The sequence below is a fragment of the Halomonas sp. SL18_1 genome (genome assembly GCF_055755715.1).
Genome location: NZ_JBVTRK010000001.1, coordinates 329,342 through 351,838 on the forward strand (window position 1 = coordinate 329,342; position 22,497 = coordinate 351,838).

Annotated in this window: 19 protein-coding genes and 5 pseudogenes; 12 read left to right on the forward strand and 12 right to left on the reverse strand. The window is 70.3% G+C overall.

The annotated features are described in order from the left end of the window. The first annotated feature begins 22 nt into the window (after positions 1–22). Positions 23–538, forward strand: a complete 516-nt coding sequence (locus ACSJDS_RS01705; RefSeq protein WP_473031856.1) for an acyloxyacyl hydrolase — start codon at positions 23–25, stop codon at positions 536–538. Positions 539–734: 196 nt separating this feature from the next. Here the strand turns inward: ACSJDS_RS01705 and ACSJDS_RS01710 are convergent, their stop codons facing one another. Beyond that, positions 735–1,607, reverse strand: coding sequence for an NAD(P)H-binding protein (locus ACSJDS_RS01710; RefSeq protein ID WP_473031857.1), 873 nt, complete (start codon positions 1,605–1,607; stop codon positions 735–737). Between the two features lie 79 nt (positions 1,608–1,686). On the opposite strand from ACSJDS_RS01710, the gene ACSJDS_RS01715 reads away from it, so the two are divergent. From ACSJDS_RS01715 to ACSJDS_RS01745, 7 genes and pseudogenes are all read left to right on the forward strand, one after another. Beyond that, the gene (locus ACSJDS_RS01715; protein ID WP_473031858.1) at positions 1,687–2,607 is read left to right on the forward strand and encodes a LysR substrate-binding domain-containing protein; all 921 of its coding nucleotides are present in this window, start codon (positions 1,687–1,689) and stop codon (positions 2,605–2,607) included. Continuing rightward, positions 2,604–4,694: pseudogene (recG, locus tag ACSJDS_RS01720) on the forward strand (ATP-dependent DNA helicase RecG). Before ACSJDS_RS01715 ends, recG begins: the two are co-directional and overlap by 4 nt. 105 nt (positions 4,695–4,799) lie before the next feature. Then, the gene (locus ACSJDS_RS01725) at positions 4,800–5,621 is read left to right on the forward strand and encodes a DUF3100 domain-containing protein (RefSeq protein WP_473031859.1); all 822 of its coding nucleotides are present in this window, start codon (positions 4,800–4,802) and stop codon (positions 5,619–5,621) included. Beyond that, positions 5,608–6,099 carry a hypothetical protein gene (locus tag ACSJDS_RS01730; protein WP_473031860.1) on the forward strand — a complete coding sequence of 164 codons (492 nt, stop codon included), beginning with the start codon at positions 5,608–5,610 and terminating at the stop codon, positions 6,097–6,099. The genes ACSJDS_RS01725 and ACSJDS_RS01730 overlap by 14 nt, the downstream gene beginning before the upstream one ends. Before the next feature lie 11 nt (positions 6,100–6,110). Then, on the forward strand, positions 6,111–7,265 hold the full coding sequence (locus ACSJDS_RS01735) for a M20 aminoacylase family protein (protein ID WP_473031861.1): 1,155 nt from the start codon (positions 6,111–6,113) through the stop codon (positions 7,263–7,265). A 78-nt stretch (positions 7,266–7,343) separates the two neighbouring features. Then, positions 7,344–8,234, forward strand: a complete 891-nt coding sequence (locus ACSJDS_RS01740; RefSeq protein WP_473031862.1) for an NAD(P)-dependent oxidoreductase — start codon at positions 7,344–7,346, stop codon at positions 8,232–8,234. Next, complete coding sequence (locus tag ACSJDS_RS01745) at positions 8,231–9,784, forward strand: aldehyde dehydrogenase family protein (RefSeq protein ID WP_473031863.1); 1,554 nt, start codon at positions 8,231–8,233, stop codon at positions 9,782–9,784. The genes ACSJDS_RS01740 and ACSJDS_RS01745 overlap by 4 nt, the downstream gene beginning before the upstream one ends. A 7-nt stretch (positions 9,785–9,791) precedes the next feature. On the opposite strand, the gene ACSJDS_RS01750 is transcribed toward ACSJDS_RS01745, so the two are convergent. From ACSJDS_RS01750 to ACSJDS_RS01765, 4 genes are all read right to left on the reverse strand, one after another. Next, a complete protein-coding gene (locus ACSJDS_RS01750; protein WP_473034948.1) occupies positions 9,792–10,739 on the reverse strand; it encodes a LysR family transcriptional regulator in 948 nt (315 codons plus the stop codon). Positions 10,740–10,778: 39 nt separating this feature from the next. Then, a complete protein-coding gene (locus ACSJDS_RS01755; RefSeq protein WP_473031864.1) occupies positions 10,779–11,135 on the reverse strand; it encodes a hypothetical protein in 357 nt (118 codons plus the stop codon). Positions 11,136–11,225: 90 nt separating this feature from the next. Then, complete coding sequence (locus ACSJDS_RS01760) at positions 11,226–11,519, reverse strand: HU family DNA-binding protein (protein WP_473034949.1); 294 nt, start codon at positions 11,517–11,519, stop codon at positions 11,226–11,228. 90 nt (positions 11,520–11,609) lie between these two features. Continuing rightward, positions 11,610–12,758, reverse strand: a complete 1,149-nt coding sequence (locus ACSJDS_RS01765) for an FAD-dependent oxidoreductase (protein WP_473034950.1) — start codon at positions 12,756–12,758, stop codon at positions 11,610–11,612. Between the two features lie 128 nt (positions 12,759–12,886). Between ACSJDS_RS01765 and ACSJDS_RS01770 the strand changes: the two genes are divergently transcribed. From ACSJDS_RS01770 to phoR, 4 genes and pseudogenes are all read left to right on the forward strand, one after another. Next, a complete protein-coding gene (locus tag ACSJDS_RS01770; RefSeq protein WP_473031865.1) occupies positions 12,887–13,441 on the forward strand; it encodes a chorismate--pyruvate lyase family protein in 555 nt (184 codons plus the stop codon). Positions 13,442–13,470: 29 nt separating this feature from the next. Further along, positions 13,471–14,363 (forward strand): annotated as a pseudogene (gene ubiA / locus ACSJDS_RS01775) (4-hydroxybenzoate octaprenyltransferase). Between the two features lie 84 nt (positions 14,364–14,447). After that, entirely contained in the window at positions 14,448–15,137 is a 690-nt protein-coding gene (gene phoB, locus ACSJDS_RS01780) for a phosphate regulon transcriptional regulator PhoB (protein ID WP_473031866.1), read from the forward strand. Position 15,138: 1 nt separating this feature from the next. Continuing rightward, positions 15,139–16,485 carry a phosphate regulon sensor histidine kinase PhoR gene (gene phoR, locus ACSJDS_RS01785; protein ID WP_473031867.1) on the forward strand — a complete coding sequence of 449 codons (1,347 nt, stop codon included), beginning with the start codon at positions 15,139–15,141 and terminating at the stop codon, positions 16,483–16,485. A 32-nt stretch (positions 16,486–16,517) separates the two neighbouring features. Here phoR and ACSJDS_RS01790 read toward each other — a convergent pair whose 3' ends face one another. The 7 genes and pseudogenes from ACSJDS_RS01790 to ACSJDS_RS01820 form a co-directional block, all read right to left on the reverse strand. Beyond that, complete coding sequence (locus ACSJDS_RS01790) at positions 16,518–17,000, reverse strand: copper chaperone PCu(A)C (RefSeq protein WP_473031868.1); 483 nt, start codon at positions 16,998–17,000, stop codon at positions 16,518–16,520. Between the two features lie 121 nt (positions 17,001–17,121). Further along, positions 17,122–17,850, reverse strand: a complete 729-nt coding sequence (gene phoU, locus ACSJDS_RS01795) for a phosphate signaling complex protein PhoU (protein WP_473031869.1) — start codon at positions 17,848–17,850, stop codon at positions 17,122–17,124. Positions 17,851–17,876: 26 nt separating this feature from the next. Further along, positions 17,877–18,619: pseudogene (pstB, locus tag ACSJDS_RS01800) on the reverse strand (phosphate ABC transporter ATP-binding protein PstB). Between the two features lie 101 nt (positions 18,620–18,720). Beyond that, positions 18,721–20,297 (reverse strand): annotated as a pseudogene (pstA, locus tag ACSJDS_RS01805) (phosphate ABC transporter permease PstA). Next, positions 20,294–21,428 (reverse strand): annotated as a pseudogene (locus tag ACSJDS_RS01810) (ABC transporter permease subunit). The pseudogenes pstA and ACSJDS_RS01810 overlap by 4 nt, the downstream one beginning before the upstream one ends. A gap of 43 nt (positions 21,429–21,471) precedes the next feature. Next, positions 21,472–22,278 carry a phosphate ABC transporter substrate-binding protein gene (locus ACSJDS_RS01815; RefSeq protein ID WP_473034951.1) on the reverse strand — a complete coding sequence of 269 codons (807 nt, stop codon included), beginning with the start codon at positions 22,276–22,278 and terminating at the stop codon, positions 21,472–21,474. Then, the gene (locus ACSJDS_RS01820) at positions 22,194–22,418 is read right to left on the reverse strand and encodes a hypothetical protein (RefSeq protein ID WP_473035097.1); all 225 of its coding nucleotides are present in this window, start codon (positions 22,416–22,418) and stop codon (positions 22,194–22,196) included. Before ACSJDS_RS01820 ends, ACSJDS_RS01815 begins: the two co-directional genes overlap by 85 nt. Positions 22,419–22,497: the final 79 nt, after the last annotated feature.

Here is a 22,497-nt window from a genome sequence, read left to right on the forward strand (position 1 = left end):
TCGCCACCTCGGAGGGAAGGGAATGTCGCCATTGCGCCGCCTGGGTGCTGGACTGCTTACCGGCCTGGCCATGGCGCTCAGCGCCGACGCCCTGGCTAACGCCGAGATCAGCGTGGCGGCGGGCGCCACCAGCGAGTCCACCACGGCACTGCAGGCCGAGATCGCCTGGCCGCTCCCCCTGGCCCGGCTCCATGAACGGCTTGGGCTGCGCCTGGGGACCGGGCTGGTACTCCTGCCCGGGGATGACGGCGACGACAACGCCGCCTGGCTGCTGGGCCCCACACTGCGCTGGACCTTTGCCAGCGAGCGGCGCCCCTTCCTGGAAGCAGGCATCGGCGCGGCGCTGTTTTACCGCACCCGTCTGGAAACCCGCGAGCTGGCCAGCGCCTTCCAGTTCCAGGACCGCCTGGCCCTGGGGCTACCTCTGGGCCAGGGCGAGCTGGCGCTGAGCCTTACCCACTATTCCAACGCCGGGATCAAGGCCCCCAACGACGGCTTCGAGACCCTGACGCTGGGCTACCACCGGCAGCTCAGATAAGGTTCATCGCAGACTGGCGAGAATGGGCCTTGTGGGAGGGAGCTTCAGCTCGCGAAGTAGCGCGCAGCGCTACCCATGGGGCGCCTTCGTCGAACCGCTGGCAGAGTCGAGGCGTCGAACCGCGGCCTCCCACCTTAATGCTTGCCAAGCGTGTTCACGCTACAGTGCAAAGAACCAGAAATACCCGCCAGCGCCATCACACCGGCTCCGGCAAGAAGCCGCCCAGCTGCATCACCTGGGCGTAGCCGTCGCGGTAGCTGGGGTAGCGGAAGGCGTAGCCGGTGGCCAGCAGCCGGCCGTTGTCGCAGCGCTTGCTGGCGCGCTTGCGCAGCGGCGCCTGGATCACCTCGGTGGGCTCCACCTTGAGCAGCTTGGCCATCCAGGCCATTACCTCATAGAGCGGTGCCGGGTCGCAGTCGCTGGCCAGGTAAAGATCGTCCAGCGGCTTGCCCGCCTCGCTCATGGCGATCAGGTGGGCCAACACCCCGGCGCAGTCGTCGCGGTGAATGCGGTTGGAGTACATGGGCGGCGCCTTGGGCGCGATGCGTCCCTCGAGCACCTGGTGGATCAGCCGGTCGCGGCCCGGGCCGTAGATGCCCGAGAAGCGCACCACGCTGCCGGCCAGCGGGCTGTCGTGCAGGGCCTGCTCGGCCTCACGCATCAGCACGCCCGAGAAGCCGGCGGACTCAGCCGGACTCTGCTCGTCGACCCGCTCCCCCTCCTTCTGGCCGTAGACGCTGGTGGAGGAGACGAAAAGGATGCGCTGCGGCGGTTTGTCGCGCCCCTCGTAGGTGCGCAGCACCGCCTTGAGCCCGTCCGGGTAGGCGGCGCGGTAGGCGGCCTCCTCGAAGCGGTCGGCGCTGAGCACATAGACCACGAAGTCGGCATCCGGCAGCGCGGCCAGGGCGGTTTCGTCGTTGAGGTCCAGGGCCAGCGGCTCGATGCCGCTCCCCGCCAGCGCCGCCGCGCTGCGGCGGGCGCCGATGACCCGGTGACCGGCCTCGATCAGTTCGCGGCCAAGCACCATGCCGATATCGCCACAGCCTAGAATAAGCGTCGTATTCTTCACCTTTCTCTCGCCCCCTGATAAAAAGTCCCTATTGGAAAAACCTCATCCATCCTTCGAGAGGATGCCCGCGGGCACCATCATGACTCTAACAGAACTTCGCTACATCGTAACCTTGGCTCAGGAGCGCCACTTCGGCCGCGCCGCCGAGCGCTGCTTCGTGTCCCAGCCCACCCTCTCGGTGGCGGTCAAGAAGCTCGAGGAAGAGCTGGGCGTGGCGCTGTTCGAGCGCTCCAAGTCCACCGTCCAGGTCACCCCGCTGGGCGAGAAGATCGTCGAGCAGGCCCAGCGCGTGCTGGAACAGAGCAGCGTGATCAAGGAGCTGGCCAACGCCGGCAAGGACCAGCTGGCCAGCCCCCTGCGCATCGGCGCCATCTACACCATCGGCCCCTACCTGTTCCCCCATCTGGTCCCCGAGCTCGCGCGCAGTGCCCCGCAGATGTCGCTCTACATCGAAGAGGGCTTCACCGCCAACCTGCGCCGCAAGCTCAGGAGCGGCGAGCTCGACGCCATCATCATTGCCTTGCCCTTCACCGAGACCGACGTGGTCACCAAGCCGCTCTACGACGAAGCCTTCGAGGTACTGATCCCCGCCGACCACGCCTGGGCTCAGCGCGCCACCATCGACAAGGAGGACCTGCTGGACGAACGCCTGCTGCTGCTCGGCGAGGGGCACTGTTTCCGCGACCAGATCCTCGAGGCCTGCCCGGCGATCAGCCACAAGCTCAACAGTCCTCATAACACCCTCACCGCCGAGGGCGGGTCGCTGGAGACCATTCGTCATATGGTGGCCTCCAAGCTGGGCATCACCGTGCTGCCGCGCTCGGCCATCGGCACCGGCCACTACGAGAGCGGCCTGCTGGTCAGCCTTCCCTTCAGCGAACCGGCGCCATCGCGCACCGTGGCCATCGCCTGGCGTGCCAGCTTCCCGCGCCCCAAGGCCATCGATACCCTCACCGCGGCCATCGCCCGGTGCCACGAGGCGCTGCCCGAGCCGGCATGAGCACCGATCGCTCTGCGCTCGACGCGCCGGTTACCGACCTCAAGGGCGTCGGCGAGGCGCTGGCCACCAAGCTGGCGCGCCTGCGCGTGGAAAGCGTGGCCGACCTGCTGTTCCATCTGCCGCTGCGCTATCAGGACCGCACCCGCATCACGCCCATCTGTACCCTGCGGGCCGGCCACGAGGCGGTGGTGGAGGGCGAGGTAACGGCCAGCGACGTGGTGCGCGGCCGCCGCCGCAGCCTACTGGTGCGGCTACGGGACGGCTCGGGCATCCTCAGCCTGCGTTTCTTCCACTTCTCGCCGGCCCAGCAGCAGCAGTTCCGCCCCGGCGCCCGGGTGCGCGCCTTCGGCGAGGCTCGCGCCGGGGCCACCGGCCTGGAGCTCTACCACCCCGAGTACCGCCTGCTCAGCGCCGAGGCGCCGCCGGTGGAGGAGCACCTGACGCCCATCTACCCCACCACCGAGGGGCTCCACCAGACCCGCCTGCGCTCACTGATCGACCAGGCCCTGGCGCGCCTCGAGGCCCATCCCGAGGCGCTTCCCGACTGGCTCACCGCCGACCTGCGCGGCCGCTTCCGGCTCCCCGAGCTGCATCACTGCCTGCGAGTGCTGCACCACCCCCGCCGGAGGTCGACCCCGAGACCCTGGCCGGCGGCCGCCACCCGGCCACCCGGCGCCTGGCCCTGGAGGAGCTGCTGGCTCATCGCCTCAGCCTGCAGGCGGTGCGCCTGAAGATTCAGGAGGACGGCGCCCCGCCCTGCCCTCGGGGCGCAGCCTGCAGGCGCGCTTTCTCACCCAGCTGCCCTTCTCGCTGACCGGCGCCCAGCGCCGGGTGCTGGACGAGATCGGCGCCGACCTGGCCCGGGAGGTACCCATGCTGCGCCTGGTGCAGGGCGACGTGGGCTCCGGCAAGACAGTGGTGGCCGCCATGGCGGCGCTGGCCGCCATCGCCGGCGACTGCCAGGCGGCGATGATGGCCCCCACCGAGCTGCTGGCCGAGCAACACTATCGCGCCTTTCGCGCCTGGTTCGAGCCGCTCGGCATCGAGGTGGGCTGGCTCTCCGGCAAGCTCAAGGGCAAGGCGCGCCTGGACACCAAGGCGGCGATCCAGGACGGCCGCATCCGCATGGTGGTGGGCACCCATGCGCTCTTCCAGGGCGACGTGCACTTCGAGCGCCTGGGCCTGGCCATCGTCGACGAACAGCACCGTTTCGGGGTGCACCAGCGCCTGGCGCTGCGTGAGAAGGGCGAGGCCGGCGGCCTGACGCCCCACCAGCTGGTGATGACCGCCACGCCGATTCCCCGCACCCTGGCGATGAGCGCCTATGCCGACCTGGACGTCTCGGTGATCGACGAGCTGCCCCCGGTCGCACCCCGGTGAAGACGGTAGCGCTGCCCGACGAGCGGCGCCCCGAGGTGGTCGAGCGCATTCGCCACGCCTGCGCCGAGGGGCGCCAGGCCTACTGGGTCTGCACCCTGATCGAGGAGTCCGAGGCGCTGGAGTGCCAGGCCGCCGAGGCCACTCGGGACGAGCTCACCGAGGCGCTGCCGGAACTGGCCATCGGCCTGGTCCACGGGCGCATGAAGGCCGCCGAGAAGGCCGAGACGATGGACGCCTTCAAGGCCGGCGAGCTGGACCTGCTGGTGGCCACCACGGTGATCGAGGTGGGCGTCGACGTGCCCAACGCCAGCCTGATGATCATCGAGAACCCCGAGCGGCTAGGGCTCTCCCAGCTGCACCAGCTGCGCGGCCGGGTCGGCCGCGGCGCCACCGAGAGCTTCTGCGTGCTGCTCTATCATCCGCCGCTGTCGGCCCACTCCAAGGAACGCCTGGCGGTGATGCGCGAGACCACCGACGGCTTTCGCATCGCCGAGAAGGACCTGGAGCTGCGCGGCCCCGGCGAGGTGCTGGGCACCCGCCAGACGGGCCTGGCCCAGATGAAGATCGCCGACCTGGAGCGCGACGCCGACCTGCTGGAGCGCGTCGCCCCCCTGGCCGAGGCGCTGCTGGCGACCCACCCCGAGGCCAGCCGGCCGCTGATCCGCCGCTGGCTGGGCGAGGAGGCTGGGCGCTATGGGCAAGTCTGATCCCCCGGCGGCGCGTGTTGCCATTGTTAGAACACGAAGCGGCTACCATTGAAACACGGTCCTTTCGATACTCAGGGGTGTCCCCACACCAACAAGGACAACCCCATGGACATGAAACTGCTGCTGAACTGGCGCCTGCACCTGACGGTGATCCTGGCGTCGCTGTTCGCCGAGTGGATCGGCATCCTGCGCATTCCTCTAGGGCCCGGCACCCTGCTGCTGCTGCCGCTGTTCTACGCCTTCATCATCGGGGTGCTGCTCAACCCCCACCTGTTCAAGCGAATGGAGCGGGTCATCCCCAAGCGGGTGAGCGACGCCGCCAGCCCGCTGATCCTGATCGCCGTGCTGCCCTTCATCGCCAAGTTCGGCTCCACCATCGGCCCGGCCATCGAGCAGATCATCGCCGCCGGTCCGGCGCTGGTGCTCCAGGAGCTGGGCAACCTCGGCACCATGCTGCTGGCCCTGCCGTTCGCGGTGCTGGTGCTGCGCATGCGTCGGGAGGCCATCGGCGCCACCTACTCCATCGCCCGCGAGCCCAATATCGCCATCATTTCCGACAGATACGGCCTGAAGAGCCCCGAGGGGGTCGGCATCATGGGCGTCTACGTGGTCGGCACCATGTTCGGCACCCTCTACTTCGCCCTGATGGCGGGCTTCATTGCCTCCCTGGACATCATCGACGTGCGCGCCCTGGCCATGGCCTGCGGGGTGGGCAGCGGTAGCATGGTGGCCGCCTGCTCCGGCGCCCTGGCCGAGGCCGTGCCCCACATGCGCGAGGAGCTGCTGGCCTTCTCCGGCGCCAGCAACCTGCTGACCTACGCCACCGGACTCTATGTCTCGCTGTTCATCGCACTCCCCGTGGCCGAATGGCTCTACAAGCGCCTGGCCGGCGATACCCTGAAGGAGGCCCGCAATGAAATCCACTGATACCACCGCACCCTTCGACGCCGAGGCCCTCCAGGAGCTGCGCCCGGAGAATCAGCTCGGCAAGACCGCCCTGCTGCTGGCCGCCGTGTGCCTGGCGGCGTGGATCGCCAACGTGGTCAACGGCGCCCCGCTGCATCAGGCGCTGCCGGGCATGGTGATTCTCTATGTCATGGTGATGATCGGGCTGGGCATCGCCCGGGTCGTGCCCTTCTATCTGCCCAGCGTGGCCTGGGTCTCGCTGGTCAGTATCCTGATGACCCTGCCGTTCTTCCCCGGCAACGCCTGGATCGTCGAGCGGCTCTCCCACGTCGACTTCCTGGCCGTGGTCACCCCGGTGCTGGCCTATGCCGGTTTGGCGCTCACCGGCCGCGAGTTCACCATGTTCAAGCAGACCGGCTGGAAACTGGTGATCGTCTCGCTGCTGGTGTTCACCGGCACCTTCGTCTCCTCGGCCTTCATCGCCCACCTGATTCTCTAAGGAGCCTGCCCATGGACGACAGCCTGCTGCCCTCGGCAGACCAGCTCCGGGCCTGGCGGCACGACTTCCATCGCCACCCGGAGACGGCCTTCGAGGAATTTCGCACCGCCGAGCGCGTCGCCGGCCTGCTCCAGGAGTGGGGCCTGGCAGTCACCACCGGCGTTGCCGGCACCGGGGTGGTGGGCGTGCTCGAGGGCCGGCGCGGCACCGGTCCGAGCATCGGCCTGCGCGCCGACATGGACGCCCTGCACGTCAGCGAGGAGAACGACTTCGCCCACGCCTCCGCGACCCCGGGCAAGATGCACGCCTGCGGCCACGACGGCCACACCACCCTGCTGCTGGGCGCCGCCCGGGCGCTCTCCCGGGACCCGGATTTCCGCGGCCGGGTGGTGTTCATCTTCCAGCCGGCGGAAGAGAACGAAGGAGGCGGCCGCGCCATGATCGAGGCCGGCCTGTTCGAGCGCTTCCCCATGGAGGCCGTCTACGGCCTCCATAACTGGCCGGGGCTGCCGGTGGGCGAGGCCGCCGTCCATGACGGCCCGGTAATGGCCGCCTTCGACATCTTCTCGCTGACGCTCAGCGGCAAGGGCTGCCACGCCGCCATGCCGCACCTGGGCACGGACACCCTGCTGGCAAGCTGCCAGATGATCACCCAGCTGCAGGCGCTGATCAGCCGCGAGATACCGGCCCACCAGCCGGCGGTGCTCAGCGTCACCAGCCTGCATGCCGGCGACACCTACAACGTGATCCCCGAGAAGGTCGAGCTGCGCGGCACCCTGCGCTGCTTCGACATGGCCCTCAAGGAGCAGCTGGAGGCGCGGTTTCGCCAGGCCGTCGACAGCCTGGCGGAGTTCCACGGCCTGCGCGTCAACCTGGACTACCGCCGCCAGTACCCGGCAACGCTCAACCATCCGGACCACGCCCGGCACTGCGCCGAGGCGCTCGCCGATACCGCCGGGATCACCCGGGTGCACCGCGACCTGCCGCCCAGCATGGCCTCGGAGGACTTCGCCTTCCTGCTCCAGGAGTGCCCGGGGGCCTATATCTGGCTGGGCAACGGCGTCGACTCGGCCACGCTGCACAATCCCCGCTACGACTTCAACGACGCCCTGCTGCCGATCGGCACCCGCTACTGGATCACCCTGGTCCAGTCGCTGACGCGCTGATCCCGCCGCACGGCCTTGGTACGCCTTCTCCCGCCAACCGGCGGGAGGGTACTCCGTGCCCCGACAAGGAGCCACACCATGACGCTTTCTCTCACCGTGATCGGACTCGGCCAGATGGGCGGCGCCATGGCGCTGACCCTGAAGCGAGCCGGCTTCGCCGTCACCGGCAGCGACATCAGCGCCGCTTCCCGTGACCGGCTGGCCGCCGAGGGCCTGACTACCGTCGCCCCGGAAGCCATCGGCGACAGCGACGTCTACTTGCTCTCGCTGCCCACCTCGGCCCAGGTGCGCGAGGTGATCGAGACCTCCCCGCGCCTGCTCGACCTGGCCCCCCCGGGCAGCGTGATCGTCGACACCTCCACCTCCGACCCCGCCGTCAGCCGCGCGCTGGCCGCCCAGGTCAGCGAGGCGGGGCTCGAATGGCTGGACGCCCCGGTCAGCGGCGGTCCCCGCGGAGCCGCCAGCGGCAGCCTGGGCGTGCTGCTCGGCGGCAGCGAGGCCACCGTGGCGCGCCTGACCCCGCTGCTAGAGGCGCTGTCGGCCCGCTTCACCCATGTGGGCGGCCCCGGCTGCGGCCACACCGTCAAGCTGGCCAACAACTACCTGTGCGCCGCCCACCTGATCACCACGGCCGAGGCGGTGGCCCTAGCGGCCCGGGGCGGCGTCGACCCCGAGGCCTGTCTGGCCGGACTCAACAGCGGCTCCGGGCGCAGCGCGGTCAGCGAGGTGAACTTTCCCCAGTGGGTGCTCAGCGAACGCTTCGACTCCGGCTTCACCATGGGGCTGATGCGCAAGGACCTGGGCCTGGCCCGGGAGGCCGCCGAGCAGCTCGACCTGGCGCTGCCGCTGCTGGACGACGTGACCCACCTCTGGCAGCAGCGCCATGCGGCGATCACCGACGACGCCGACTTCAACCGTATCGTCACCCCCCTGCTGCAGGCCGCCGCCCGCAAGGAGCCGACCCCATGAACACCCTGGATCAACGCGCCCAGGAGCGCCTCGATGCCCTGCTGCGCCACTTCGCGATGGGCAGCCGGGACGCTCCCCTGAGCCACTGGATCGGCGGGCGGGCCCTGGCCGGCGAGGGCGAGCCCGTGACCCTCGCCAACCCGGTGACCGGGGCCACGCTGGTACACTACGCCGATGCCGGCCCGGCCCGGGTCGAACAGGCGGTCGCCGCCGCGGCGCAGGCCCAGCAGACATGGATCGCGCTCACCGCCAGCGAGCGCGGCCGGCGCATGCAGGCCGCGCTGAGCGGGCTGGCCGGCCACGAGGAGGCCCTGGCCGAGCTGGAGAGCCTGGTGGCCGGCAAGCCGATCCGCGACTGCCGTGCCGAGGTGGCCAAGGTGCGCGAGATGTTCGAGTACTACGCCGGCTGGTGCGACAAGCAGCACGGCGAGGTGATCCCGGTGCCGACCTCCCATCTCAACTATGTGCGGCCGGTCCCCTACGGCGTGGTGGGCCAGATCACCCCCTGGAACGCCCCGCTGTTCACCTGCGGCTGGCAGCTGGCGCCGGCCATCGCCGCCGGCAACGGCGTGGTGCTCAAGCCCTCCGAGCTGACCCCCTTCTCTTCAACGGTGCTGGCGCAGCTGCTCGAGCGCGGCGGGCTTCCCAAGGGGCTGATCAACATCGTCAACGGCCTGGGGCCCAGCACCGGGGCGGCGCTCACCGGCCACGACACTATCGCTAAGCTGGTGTTCGTCGGCTCGCCCGAGAGCGGACGACAGATCGCCGAGGCCGGCGCCCGCCGGCTGGTGCCCAGCGTGCTGGAGCTGGGCGGCAAGTCGGCCAACATCGTCTTTGCCGACGCCAACCTCGACGACGCCGTGGCCGGCGCCCAGGCGGCGATCTTCGCCGCCGCCGGCCAGAGCTGTGTGGCCGGCTCCCGGCTGCTGGTGCAGCGCGAGGCGTTCGAAGAAGTGACCGAGCGGCTGGCCCGCGCCACCGCCGAGATCGCGGTCGGGCTGCCCAGCGACGAGGCGACCCGCATGGGGCCGCTGCAGAACGCCCGCCAGTATGCCCGGGTCACCGCCATGCTCGACGAGGCCCAGGCCGAGGGGGCCCGAATATTGACCGGGGGCGGGAGGCCGAACGGGCTGCCCGAGGCAGCCGCCGGCTATTTCCTGGCGCCCACGGTGCTCGCCGATGTCACCCCCGAGATGCGCATCGCCCGGGAGGAGGTATTCGGCCCGGTGCTGGTGGTCATGCCCTTCGACGACGAGGCCGAGGCGCTGCACCTGGCGAACGCCACCCGCTTCGGTCTCGCCGGCGCCGTCTGGACCCGCGACCCGGCCCGCGCCCACCGCGTGGCCGGCGCCCTGCGCGCCGGGACGGTGTGGATCAACAGCTACAAGGCGATCAGCGTGATGTCGCCCTTCGGCGGCTTCGGCGACAGCGGCTACGGACGCTCCAGTGGCCTGGAGGGGCTGCGCGAGTACACCGTGCCCCAGAGCGTCTGGGTGGAAACGGCGCCCGAGGCCGGGGTGGCCTTCGGCTATGGCAGCGGCGTCGGCTAGCCTTTGATTAGGCGTCGCCTTCGGGCGTCGGGGGCTCGCTGCGAAACGCCTGCATCCAGCTGGCCAGGTGGCGCAGCAGCAGGACGCTGGCCTTGGGCTGCTGACGCCCCACCCGGGTGACCATGTGCGCCTGGGAGCGCTGAAACAGCGGGTCGTCCACCGGGCGCGCCACCAGCCGGCCCTCGGCCAGGTCGCGGGCCACGGCGAACACCGGCAGCAGGGTGATGCCCATGCCGCTGACCACGTACTGGGCGAGAATCGCCATGGAGTTGGTGTTCATGGCCATGCGCGGGCTCAGGCGCGCCTGCTGGAAGGCCTGGTCGACCATCTGACGCACCCCGTGACTGGGATCCCACATCGCCATCGGCTGCTCGCTGAGCTGCGCCAGGGTCAGCGGTGCGCTCAGCGCCGCCAGGGGGTGGTCGGGAGGCAGGATCGCCATCAGCGGCTGGGGGCTGGAGGTCCAGAAGCGCAGCTGATGGTGGGTGCGCTCGTGAAACATCAGGCCGATATGGGCGCGATCCTCGATGATCGCCTCGATGATGCCGGTGGTTCCGGCCAGCTGGATATCCAGCTGGATGCCGGTGTAGCGCTCGGTGAACTCGCGCAGCGGGGTGGCGATCAGGTCGCCGACGAAGCCCTCCCCAGCCACCAGCGACACCGTGCCGGTCTCCAGCCGCTGATAGGCCTCCAGCGAGGCGATGAAGCTCTCATCCAGGGCCCCGCGCCGCTCGCAGTACTCGAGCAGCATCTCGCCCACCGGGGTGGGGCGAATGCCGCTGCGGCTTCGCTCCAGCAGGGTCGCCCCCAGGGCATCCTCGAGCAGACCGATCTGCCGGCTGACGGCGGAGGGGGCGATATCGAGGCGCGCCGCGGCACGACGCACCGAGCCCGACTCCAGGGTCAGGCGGAAATAGACCAGTCGCTGATGGGGATATCCACGCGCGTGCCCGATGAGGGTGGGAGAAGGGCGGTGCGGGCAATGCCCGCGGCGTCACAGGTGCCGGAGCAGCTTCTGCAGCTTCTGCAGGTCGCCGGAGTCGCCCACTAGGCGCACGCTGCCGGCCATCATGCCGTCGAGAAAGGCCTGCTGGGTGGGCTTGCGCAGCACCTTGAGCGCCGTCGCCGAGTCTTCGAAGCGCAGCTCCAGGTCGAGGTCCACCGGCAGTCCGGCCCGGCTCTCGATACCGCTGGGCGACATGCGGTAGTGCCTGGCGATACGCAGGTCCTCGGTGGCGATGCCCCAGTCGAGGTGGCGCAGCTCGCTCAGGGTATCGCGAAATCGCGGCTTGCGCCGCAGGGCACGCTTGAGCAGCACACCCAGCACCCACAGCATCAGTCGCAGTTTCATGTCGAGTCCGCGTCGAACGAGAAGAGGGGGGAGGCATCGCGGCCCGCCTCATCAGACGCGGGCCGCACCAGGTTACTGACGGCGTTGGTCTCAGCCCTTGCCGACGGCATCCTTGAGCCCCTTGCCGGGCTTGAAGGCCACCGTCTTGCTGGCGGGAATGGCCAGCGGCTGACCGGTCTGCGGGTTCTTGCCGGTACGGGCCGCCCGCTCACGCACGGTGAAGGTCCCGAAACCGATCAGCGACACGTCCTGGCCCTGCGCCACGCTGCCGGTGATCTCGTCGAGAATCACGTTGAGCACCTGACTGGCCTTGTCCTTGGATAGATCCGCACGCTCGGCGATCGCCGCAGCGAGTTCTGGCTTGCGCATAAGCCCTCCTGATATTGGCTGGGGTCCGGCGGTAGGCGCCGGCGGGTATTATTGTTCACATGATCGAGATGAGATGACACATGACACCTGCGTGGCACGACGTCACTAGCCTAGCAACGGCGGTGCGACTCGCGCCAGCTCAACTTTCCGCCGCACGCGGCTGCCTGTCAACGCAAATCCGATCAAACGTTCGTCTTGTGCTTCGGCGTAGGCCACCAGATCACGCCCCTCGCCCTCGATCCGCCAGCGCGTCGGCGGGCGGGTCGGTGGCAGCGCCACCACCGGCAGCAACGGTGTCTTGACCAGCACCGGCCAGGCGCCGTAGCGCACCTCGGTGGGCTCGCCCGACAGAGTGGCGGCCAGGGCCTTGGCGCTGGCCTGCAGCGGCTGCACGTACATGGCGTTGATGCCGGCGACGCAGGCCGCATCACCCAAGGCATAGATGCCCGGCGTGGAGCTTGCCAGGTAGCGATCGACCCGGATGCCGGCGGCCTCGGTGGCCAGCCCCGCCGACTCGGCCAGCGCGATACGCGGACGCAGGCCGGTGGCCGTCAGCACCAGGTCGGCGCCAAGCCGGCTGCCGTCGTCCAGGGCCACGACCACCTCGTCGCCGGCCACGTCGAGCCCGGCCAGGCCGCGCCCCAGGTGCAGCGCCATGCCCGCCTCGGCGAAGGCCTCGCCCAGGGCGTGCCCCAGCGGCTCGGGGAGCAGCCGGGGCAGCGGGGTGGCCTCCGGCGCCACCAGGCTCACCGCGTGGCCGCCGGCGATGAGATCGTTGGCAAACTCGCAGCCCACCAGGCCGGCACCGATGATCGCGACCCGCGCCGGACGCCCCAGGGTCTCCAGCACGGCGTGGAAGCGCCGGTAGTCATCCAGGTCGTTGACGCTGAACACCCGCCCGGCCACCGCCTCAGGGACGGAAAAAGGCAGCACGGGCGCCGCCCCGGTGGCCAGTACCAGCTCGCTCCAGGGCAGGCGCTCCTCGCCGAGGCACAGCGTGCGCGCCACCGGATCGATAGCCTCCACCCGGGTATGGGTGCGCATCACCAGATTGAGCTGCTCGGCCGCCTCCAGCGCCGAGCGGGCGGCCAGCCGCGCCGGCGGCAACCGCTTGGCGAAGCCGGTGGTAAGCAGCGGCTTGGCGTAGTCGTCGCCGCTGTCGGCGGTGATCAGGGTGATCGGGCGGTCACCGTCCCGCGCGCGCAGCTGGCGCGCCAGGCCCAGTCCCGCCATGCCGGAGCCGACGATCGTCAGGGGGCGGTCATGGCACTCCTCTCAGGCTGTGGGGGCCGGCGCGCGCCGGTCACCGCCGGGAACCGTGTCTGCGCCACATGGTACACTATGCGCCCCCAAACGACCTGGAGAGACTCGGTGACCCGCAGATGCACGGCCCGCCCCGGCCCGCTTCCCCGGCGACGCCCCTGCTGCGCTGGCGCCCACTGGCGGCCGCCCAGCCGCAGATGAGCCCGGCCTGGTGGGCCTGGGTGGCCTCTCGCGACTCGCTGACCGCCCGGCTGATCGAGGCCGGGGCCGGGCGCACCTTCCGGGTCCGCCTGCTCGACCAGCGCCTGGGACTGCCGCGCCCCGACGAGGCCCGGGCGCTGGGGCTGGTGCCGGGGCGCCTGGCCTGGCGGCGCGAAGTGGCGCTCTGCCTGGAGGGCCAGCCCTGGGTGGTGGCGCGCTCGGTGGCGCCCCTCGCGACGCTGCGCGGCCAGCGGCTGGAGCGCCTCGGCGAACGCTCCCTGGGCAGCTGGCTGTTCCGCCAGCCGGACCTGGCGCGCAGCCCCATCGAGGTTACCGCGGCCCCCGCCCCCTTTCATCCTTCCCGCGGCCCCTGGGGACGGCGCTCGGTGTTCCGCCACCGGCGTTTCGCGGTGCTGGTTCAGGAGTTCTTTCTCGACGCCATGGCGGATGAACTGGGGCTACCTTCACGTTAGGATGAGCGCCATCGACTGAGGAGGCATCGATGGACCGTTCCGTGCTGCACCCCACCGGCCTCGCCCGGATTCCCGATTTCTGCACCTGATGCGCCTGGACCGGCCCATCGGCACCTGGCTGTTGATGTGGCCCACCCTCTGGGCGCTGTGGGTGGCCGCCCAGGGCCTGCCCGAGCGCCGTATCCTGCTGATCTTCGTTGCCGGGGTCTATCTGATGCGCGCCGCCGGCTGCGTGGTCAACGACTACGCCGACCGCCACTTCGACGGCCACGTCAAACGCACCGAGCACCGCCCCCTGGCCACCGGCCGAATCAGCGAGGGCGAGGCCCAGGCGCTGTTCCTGATCCTGGTGATGGCCGCCTTCGTGCTGGTGCTGTTCACCAACCTGTTCACCGTGCTGCTGTCGCTGGGGGGCGTAGTGCTGGCCTTCATCTACCCCTTCATGAAGCGCTACACCCACCTGCCCCAGCTGTTCCTGGGCGCGGCCTTCTCCTGGGCGATTCCCATGGCCTTCGGCGCGGTGCTGGGCCACGTGCCGCTGGAGGCCTGGCTGCTGTTTGCCGCCAACCTGGTGTGGACGGTGGCCTACGATACCCAGTACGCCATGGTCGACCGCGATGACGACCTGAAGATCGGCATCAAGTCCACTGCCGTGCTGTTCGGGCGCGCCGACCGGCTGATGATCGGGCTGCTGCAAGGGGCGACCTTAGCCTTGCTGGCCTGGGCGGGGGTGCGCCTGGGCCTGGGCGGTTTCTTCTGGGCGGGGCTCGCGGCTATGGCGGCCACCTTCGTCTATCAGCAGTGGCTGATCCGGGAGCGCGACCGCGACCGCTGCTTCCGAGCCTTCCTCAACAACCACTGGTCGGGACTGTTGGTGTTCGCCGGCCTGGCCCTCACCCTCTGGCCGGCGGTGAACGGCTGAGCGGCGCTGGCGGCGCTGTCATCCAACTGTCATCATGACATGGTCATATCGTCATCGACCCGTCACTGATCACGAGGCTTCCGGATGACCGCCAAGACCGTTCTGATCGTCGATGATGAAGCGCCGATTCGCGAGATGATCGCCGTGGCGCTGGAGATGGCCGACTACCGCGTACTGGAAGCGGACAACGCCCAGGAGGCCCACGCCATGGTGGTCGACCACCGCCCCGACCTGCTGCTGCTGGACTGGATGATGCCCGGCACCAGCGGCATCGAACTGGCCCGGCGACTCAAGCGCGAGGAGGCCACCCGCGAGATCCCGATCATCATGCTCACCGCCAAGAGCGAGGAGGACAACAAGATCCAGGGACTCGAGGCCGGCGCCGACGACTACATCACCAAGCCCTTTTCGCCGCGGGAGCTGGTGGCACGCCTCAAGGCGGTGCTGCGCCGGGCGACCCCCCAGGGCGTGGAGGATCCGGTCACGGTGGAGGGGCTGGAACTCGACCCGGTCAGCCACCGGGTGAGCGCCGACGGCCGCGCCCTGGAGATCGGCCCCACCGAGTACCGCCTGCTGCAGTTCTTCATGACCCACCAGGAGCGCGCCTACACGCGCAGCCAGCTGCTCGACCAGGTCTGGGGCGGCAATGTCTATGTGGAGGAGCGTACCGTGGACGTGCATATCCGCCGCCTGCGCAAGGCGCTGGGCGAGCGCCACCAGCACCTGGTGCAGACCGTGCGCGGCACCGGCTATCGGTTCTCCACCAAGGGCTGACGTGGCCCGCCCGTGGAGCCGTGAGCTGTGGCGCCTGGCCTGGCTGGCCGCCGCGGGCAGCCTGGTCGGCTGGCTGTTCTCGGCGCCGGCACTGGGCCTGGCCGCCGGTCTGACGGCCTGCCTGCTCTACCATCTTCGCCAGCTGCGCGCCCTGCACCGCTGGCTGACCCGCCATCCGCAGAGCGAGCCCCCCTCGGCGAACGGCCTGTGGGGCGAGCTGTTCGACCGCCTGTATCGCTACCAGAAGGGACAGCGGCTGACCCAGAGCCGCCTGCGCACCGCCCTACGGCGTATCCAGGAGTCCTCGGAGGCGATGCGCGACAGCGTGGTGATGCTCGACCAGCACGGCGACCTGGAGTGGTGGAACAGCGCCGCCGAGCGCATGCTGGGCCTGGACGCCGCCCACGACCGCGGCCAGCACATCACCAACCTGGTGCGTGACCCGCGTTTCGTCGCCTACTTCAACGCCCGCGACTACCGCGAGCCGCTGACCCTGGCCTCGCCCATCGACGAGCGCATGATCCTGCAGTACCAGATCACCCTCTACGGCGACGACGAGCGTCTGCTGATGGCCCGCGACATCACCCGCCTGCACCGCCTGGAGGAGATGCGTCGCGACTTCGTGGCCAACGTCTCCCACGAGCTGAGAACCCCGCTGACCGTGCTGACCGGCTACCTGGAAACCTACGGCGACCATGCCGATCAGCTGCCGCCGCGGCTGGCCCGCGGGCTTGGCCAGATGCAGGCGCAGGCCACGCGCATGCAGAACCTGGTCAACGACCTGCTGCTGCTGTCGCGACTGGAGATCGACCGCGGCGGCGAGGATCATTCACCGCTGGACATCGGCGCACTGCTCGAGTGCGTGCGCCGCGACGCCGAGGCGCTCTCCGGCGGCCGCCAGCGAATCGTGGTGGAAATCGAGACGTCCCGGCGGCTGGTCGGCAGCGAGCAGGAGATTCGCAGTGCCGCCTCCAACCTGGCCTTCAACGCCGTGCGCTACGCCGGCGAGGGTCGCCAGATCGTGCTGCGCTGGAAGCCCCACCCCGAGGGAGCCTGCCTGGAGGTGGAAGATGACGGCGAGGGCATCGACCCGGCGCACATTCCGCGGCTCACCGAGCGTTTCTACCGGGTCGACAAGGGGCGCAGCACCGCCACGGGCGGCACCGGCCTGGGGCTGGCAATCGTCAAGCACGTGCTGCTGCGCCACGACGCCCGGCTGGAGATCGTCTCCCACCCGGGCCAGGGGGCGTGCTTTGCCGGCATCTTCCCTCAGGCGCGGCTACGCGCGGCCCAAGACGCCTCTGCGCCCCGTGGCTCGGCGGTGCCGATCCCGCCGCGGCGCCGATAGCGGGCGCCGCAGCGGCTCAGCCGGGTGTCGCCTCAGTGATGGTGGTGGTCATCGGCGTCGGCGCTGCCTTCGCCCGCACTCTGCACCCAGACCTCCACCTCGACCTCGCCGCGCTCGGCGAATTCCAGGGTCATCGGGAAGCGATCCCCCTCGCGCAACGGGGCCACCAGGTTCATCAGCATCAGGTGGTAGCCGCCGCCGGGACGCATGGTCTGAGTGATGCCGCCGGGCACCTCGATCTGCATCACCTGGCGCATGCGCATCACGCCGTCGTCCATCGCCATGTCATGCAGCTCCACGGTGTCGCTGGCCGGGGTGCTGGCCCCAACCAGCACCGCCGGTTCTTCGCCTTCCACGGTGATATCGACATAGGCCGCCCCGTGGGGCACGCTGGGCGGCGCCGGGGTGGCGAAGGGGTGGGAGATCTGCACATCGCCGAGCCGATAGTCGTGGGCAAGGGCCGGCGTGGCCAGCAGCAGGCCGGCGGCCAGCAGCAGGAAAGAGGTCGGACGCATGGGCGAGTTCCTTGTCATACCTTGGGAAAACCAGTCTCAATAGGCCGATGATAGCAGCTTGTGGCGTTGACTCGCCTGGCCCCGGTGTCGCACCGCCCTTCGCCGCCCCCTTCCGTTCGGCTCAGCCCTTGCGGGTCAGGGCGCTCTCGTCGAGCTCGTCCGGGTCCATATGGCGAATGTCCAGCCCCTTGACCAGGTAGATGACATACTCGGCCAGGTTGTCGGCATGATCGCCGACCCGCTCCAGGGCGCGTAGGATCCACATCACGCTGAGCACCGGACCGATGGCGCGACTGTCCTCCATCATGAAGGTCATCAGCGAGCGCATGGCGCTGCCGTACTCGTCGTCCACCGACTCGTCTTCGTGCACCACCTGCAGCGCCAGCTCGGTGTCGAAGCGGGCGAAGGCGGTCAGCGCGTCGCGCAGCATCTTGCGCACGTGCTCGCTGATATGACGCACCTCCACCAGGCCGCGCACCTGAGTGCCGTTCTCGATCAGGGTCAGGGCGTTGCGGGCGATCTTGCTGGCCTCGTCGCCGATCCGCTCCAGGTCGGCGGTGGCGCGGATCACCGCCAGCACCAGGCGCAGATCGGAGGCCGCGGGCTGGCGCCGTGCCAGCACCCGGGTGCACTCGTCGTCGATGGTCAGCTGCATCTCGTTGACGGCGCGGTCGTTGTCGCGGACTTTCTCGGCCAGCCGGCTGTCGCCATCGATCAGCGCCTTGACCGCCTCCTGTATCTGCTGCTCGACCAGGCCGCCCATGGTCATCAGCTGAGTCTTGAGCTCCTCGAGCTCCTGGTTGAACTGCCGCGAGATATGCTGGCTATGGGTGTCGCTGGTGATATCCATGGGACTCTCCTAGGGCCGAGGGCCGGTCAGGCCATACGGCCGGTGATGTAGTTCTCGGTGCGCGCCAGGCGCGGGTTGGTGAAGACATCGTCGGTGGGGCCGTACTCCACCAGCTCCCCCTCGTGCAGGAAGGCGGTGTAGTCCGAGACCCGGGCCGCCTGCTGCATGTTGTGGGTGACCAGCACCAGGGTCAGCTGGGACTTGAGGCCGCGAATCAGCTCTTCGATCTTCAGCGTGGAGATCGGATCGAGGGCCGAGGCCGGCTCATCGAGCAGCAGCACCTCCGGGCGCACCGCCAGGGTGCGGGCGATCACCAGGCGCTGCTGCTGGCCGCCGGAGAGCGACCAGGCCGAGGCGCGCAGGCGATCCTTGACCTCGTCCCACAGCGCCGCGGCGTTGAGCGCCCATTCGACGATGTCGTCCAGGCGCCGTCGCGACAGCCCCCCTGCAGGCGCAGGCCGAAGGCGACGTTCTCGTAGATCGACATGGGGAAGGGATTCGGCGCCTGGAACACCATTCCCACTCGCCGGCGCAGCTCATCCACGGCCACCTCGGGGGCATGGATGTCCTGGCCCTCGAGCCGAATGCGGCCCTGCCAGCTGACCGCCTCGTTGAGGTCGTGAAGCCGATTGAGGGCGCGCAGCAGGGTCGACTTGCCGCAGCCCGAGGGGCCGATAAAGGCCGTGACCCGCTGGCGGGGAATCCGCAGGCTAAGGTGGCGCAGCGCCGGCTTGGCGCCGTAGGCCAGGCTCAGCCCCTCGATCTCCAGGCTGCTGGCCTGGGCGGGAAGTCGATGATCGGCCCCGTCGGCCGCCGGGCTACCGGCGCGGTCTGAAATGGCTGCACGGACATCGCTTGGCTGATTCCTCCTCAATGGCGCGTCAGCGCCCCGTGACGCGCCCTGAGATAATGACGCAGAAATATGGCAGTCAGGTTAAGCACCAGCACCACCAGGACCAGCAGCAGCGCCGTGGCGTAGACCATCGGCATGGCGGCCTGCACGTCGTCGCCGTGGAAGGCGGTGTCGTAGAGGTGGTAGCCCAGGTGCATGAACTTTCGATCAAGATGCAGGAAGGGAAATTCCCCGTCCACCGGCACCTGGGGCGCCAGCTTGGCCACCCCCACCAGCATCAGCGGGGCCACCTCGCCGGCGGCCCGGGCGATGGCCAGGATGACCCCGGTCAGCATCGCCGGGACCGCCATGGGCAGCACCACCCGGGTCAGCATCTCCAGCCGGGTGGCGCCCAGCGCCAGCGCCCCCTCGCGCTGATGCGCGGGAATCCGCGCCAGTCCCTCCTCGGTGGCCACGATCACCACCGGCAGGGTCAGCAGCGCCAGGGTCAGCGAGGCCCACAGCAGGCCGCCGGTGCCGAAGGTCGGCGAAGGCAGCGTCTCGCTGAAGAACCACTCGTCCAGCGAGCCGCCGATGCCGTAGACGAAGACCCCCAGGCCGAACACCCCGTAGACGATGGAGGGCACCCCGGCCAGGTTACGCACCGCGATGCGCACCCAGCGGGTCAGCCGCCCCTGGTGGGCCACCTCGTTGAGATAGACCGCCGCCAGCACCCCGAAGGGCGTGACCACCACCGACATCAGCAGCACCATCAGCACGGTGCCGAAGATCGCCGGCCAGACGCCACCGGCGGTGTTGGCGGCGCGGGGCCCTTCGGAGAGGAAGCGCCACACCCCCGGGTCCAGGCGCCGAGTTTCTCGGGCAGCGACATGGCGTTGGGCCGCCAGGCGCGCAGTACCTCATCCAGCGGCTGGAGCAGGCGGCGACCGTCGACGCTCTCGAGGATCGCCACCTCGCCCCGCATGGCATCGGCCAGCGCCCGGGCGCGAGCGTTGGCGGCAGCCAGCTCGCGCCGGGCGTCACGATCCTCGGGGTCGGCCTCCAGGCGGCGCACCAGGGGCAGGATCGCCTCCCGGCGCAGGGCCTCGCGCTCGCTGCGCAGGCCGTTGAGCGCTTCCAGCCGCGCGGTGAGCGCCGCCCAGGCCGCCGGCTCGTCCGACGCCGCCTCGGCGGCCGCCGTCTCGGCCGGGGCCACCGCCACCAGTCGGCCGATGAACTCGCCGTAGCGGCGGCGCTCCAGCACCACCAGCTCGGCCGGCTGCTCGCTGGCGACGATGCGTTCCACCGCCAGCCAGTGCCACACCTGGCCGTCCAGGTCGCGGTTGCCGGTGAAGTAGAGCCGCTCGCGGCCCTCGCCCTCCGGCAGCGGCAGCTCGCGCACCGCGCGGCCGGCCAGCTGGCGGCCGTCGTCGAGTTCCAGCAGGCTCACCGAGGCGGGCCAGAAGTGGCCCAGGCCGCTCGCCGCGATCAGCGTCAGGAGCCCACCCAGCATCAGCAGCGACAGCGCCACGCTGCCGGCGGCCAGCCAGGCCCAGGGGCCCTCGCCCCGCGGCAGGCGGGCGCGGCGCCCCCCGATGACGCCAGTAAGGCTCATATCCCGCCTCCCAGCTGACGGAAACGCCGTCGCAGGCGAGCCCTGACCCCTTCCGCCAGGGTGTTGACCAGGAAGGTGAAGAGGAACAGCAGCAGGGCCGCCAGCATCAGCAGGCGATCAGGGGTCGCTGCCGGGCACCGCCTCGGGCAGCTCGATGGCGATGCCGGCGGCCATGGAGCGCATGCCCTCCAGCGGGCTCAGGCTCAGCAGCGCGGTGTTGCCGCTGGCCATCAGCACGATCATGGTCTCGCCCACGGCGCGCCCGGCGCCGATCATCACCGCGGCGAAGATCCCCGGCGCCGCCGCCGGCAGCACCACCTTCCACAGCGTCTGCCAGCGGGTGGCCCCCAGTGCCTGGGCGCCCTCGCCGAGGCTCGCCGGCACCCCGGAGAGGGCATCCTCGGCCAGGGCGTAGACGCTGGGCATCACCGCGAAGCCCATGGCCAGGCCGACGATCAGCGCATTGCGGCTGGCGTAATCGAGCCCCAGTTCGCGGTCCAGCCAGCCGCGCAGATCGCCGGCGAACAGCAGCGTCTCGACCCCGGGCGCCAGATGCAGCGCCAGCAGGCCGAGCCCGGCCAGCCAGGGCACCAGCCACAGGCCGGCCCAGGCGAGGGGCAGGCGTCGGCGCAGCGCCCCCGGCAGGCAGCGCCACAGCCCACCGGCCAGCAACGCCCCCGGCGGCAGCACCAGCAGCAGCGCCAGGGCACCGGCCAGGTGGCGCTCCACCCAGGGCGCCAGCACCAGACCGGCCACGAACCCGATGACCACCCCGGGCAGGGCCTCCATCAGCTCCAGGGTTGGCTTGAGGCGGCTGCGCAGGCGCTGCGACATGAAGGCCGCCGAGTGGATGGCGGCCCCCAGCGCCAGGGGAATGGCGAACACCAGCGCCCAGAAGGCGGCCTTGAGGGTACCCCAGGCGAGGGGGGTGAGAGAGGCGGCAATCTGCTCACGACTCAGGCCGCCGACAACCAGTCCGGGGAACACCTCCAGCGCCAGGAAGGCGCCGATGGCCAGCAGGGCGGCGATCACGCCGATCCCGCCGGCGGCGATCAGGCCGGTGGCCAGGCGGTCGACCAGTCGTCGCCATGGCGAGCGGGGCGACGGCGGCGCGGGAGGGGGCTCGATCATGGCGGCCAGGGTACGACAGTTTGATGACAGTTGGGTGACAGCCTCACGGGGGCGAAGCCCCGAGCCCCAGGCGCCGACGCTGCCGGTCGAGCGCCTCGTCGGACAGGGCGACGAAGCCCAGCTCTGCCACCGTGGCCTGGCCCTGCGGCGATAGCACCAGCTCGAGGAAGGCGCGCTCGGGGCCCGGCAGCGTCTCGCCGGGAGGCAGATTGAGATAGAGATAGAGCGAGCGCGTCAGCGGATAGTCGCCGCGTCGCACCGGCCCGGGCGTCGGCCGGTGGCGCCGGCCATGGGCGTCCACCAGGGCCAGCGGCTTGACGGCCGGCATCAGGTGGTTGAGGCCGGCATAGCCGATGGCCGCGCGGCTCTCACCGACCGCCGCCACCACCGCGGCCGAGCCGGGATGCTCGTTAAGCCCCGGGCGGTATTCGCCGTCGCACAGTGCCCGCTGACGAAACAGCCCGTAGCTGCCCGAGGCCAGGTTACGCCCGTGCAGGGCGATGCGGCCCGCCGGCGCCTCGAGCCCGAGCTGCGCCCAGCGGGTGATCGCCGTCTCGGCCCCGCAGCGCCGGGTGCGCGAGAAGATCGCATCGACCTGGGAGAGCGTCAGCGCCTCCAGGGGGTGATGGCGATGCACCACCACCGCCAGGGCGTCTCGGGCCACCTCCAGCGCCAGCGGCGGATAGCCGCGCCGGTCCAAGAAGGCCTGGCGCTCTTCGTCGGTCATGGGCCGCGACATGGGACCCAGACGCGTGGTGCCGGCGGTCAACGCCGGCGGCGCGCTGGCCGAGCCGCTGACCTGCAGCTGCAGGCGAATGCCAGGGTGGCGGTCGCTGAGCTGTTCCCCCAGCGCAGCATCAGCCCGGCCAGGGTGTCCGACCCCTGCGCCCCCAGCGTTCCCACCGGCTCCTCGGCGCGCACGCCAGTCGCCTGCAGGCAGAGCATCAAGCCCAGCGCCAGCCCGGCGAGCATGCGGCGATATCGGGTCATGGACCTCCTCCGGCGAAGCGATTCGCCCCCTGGGCACCCCGGCTTGGGCATCGGGGCGACTTTGGCATGAACGACGTTG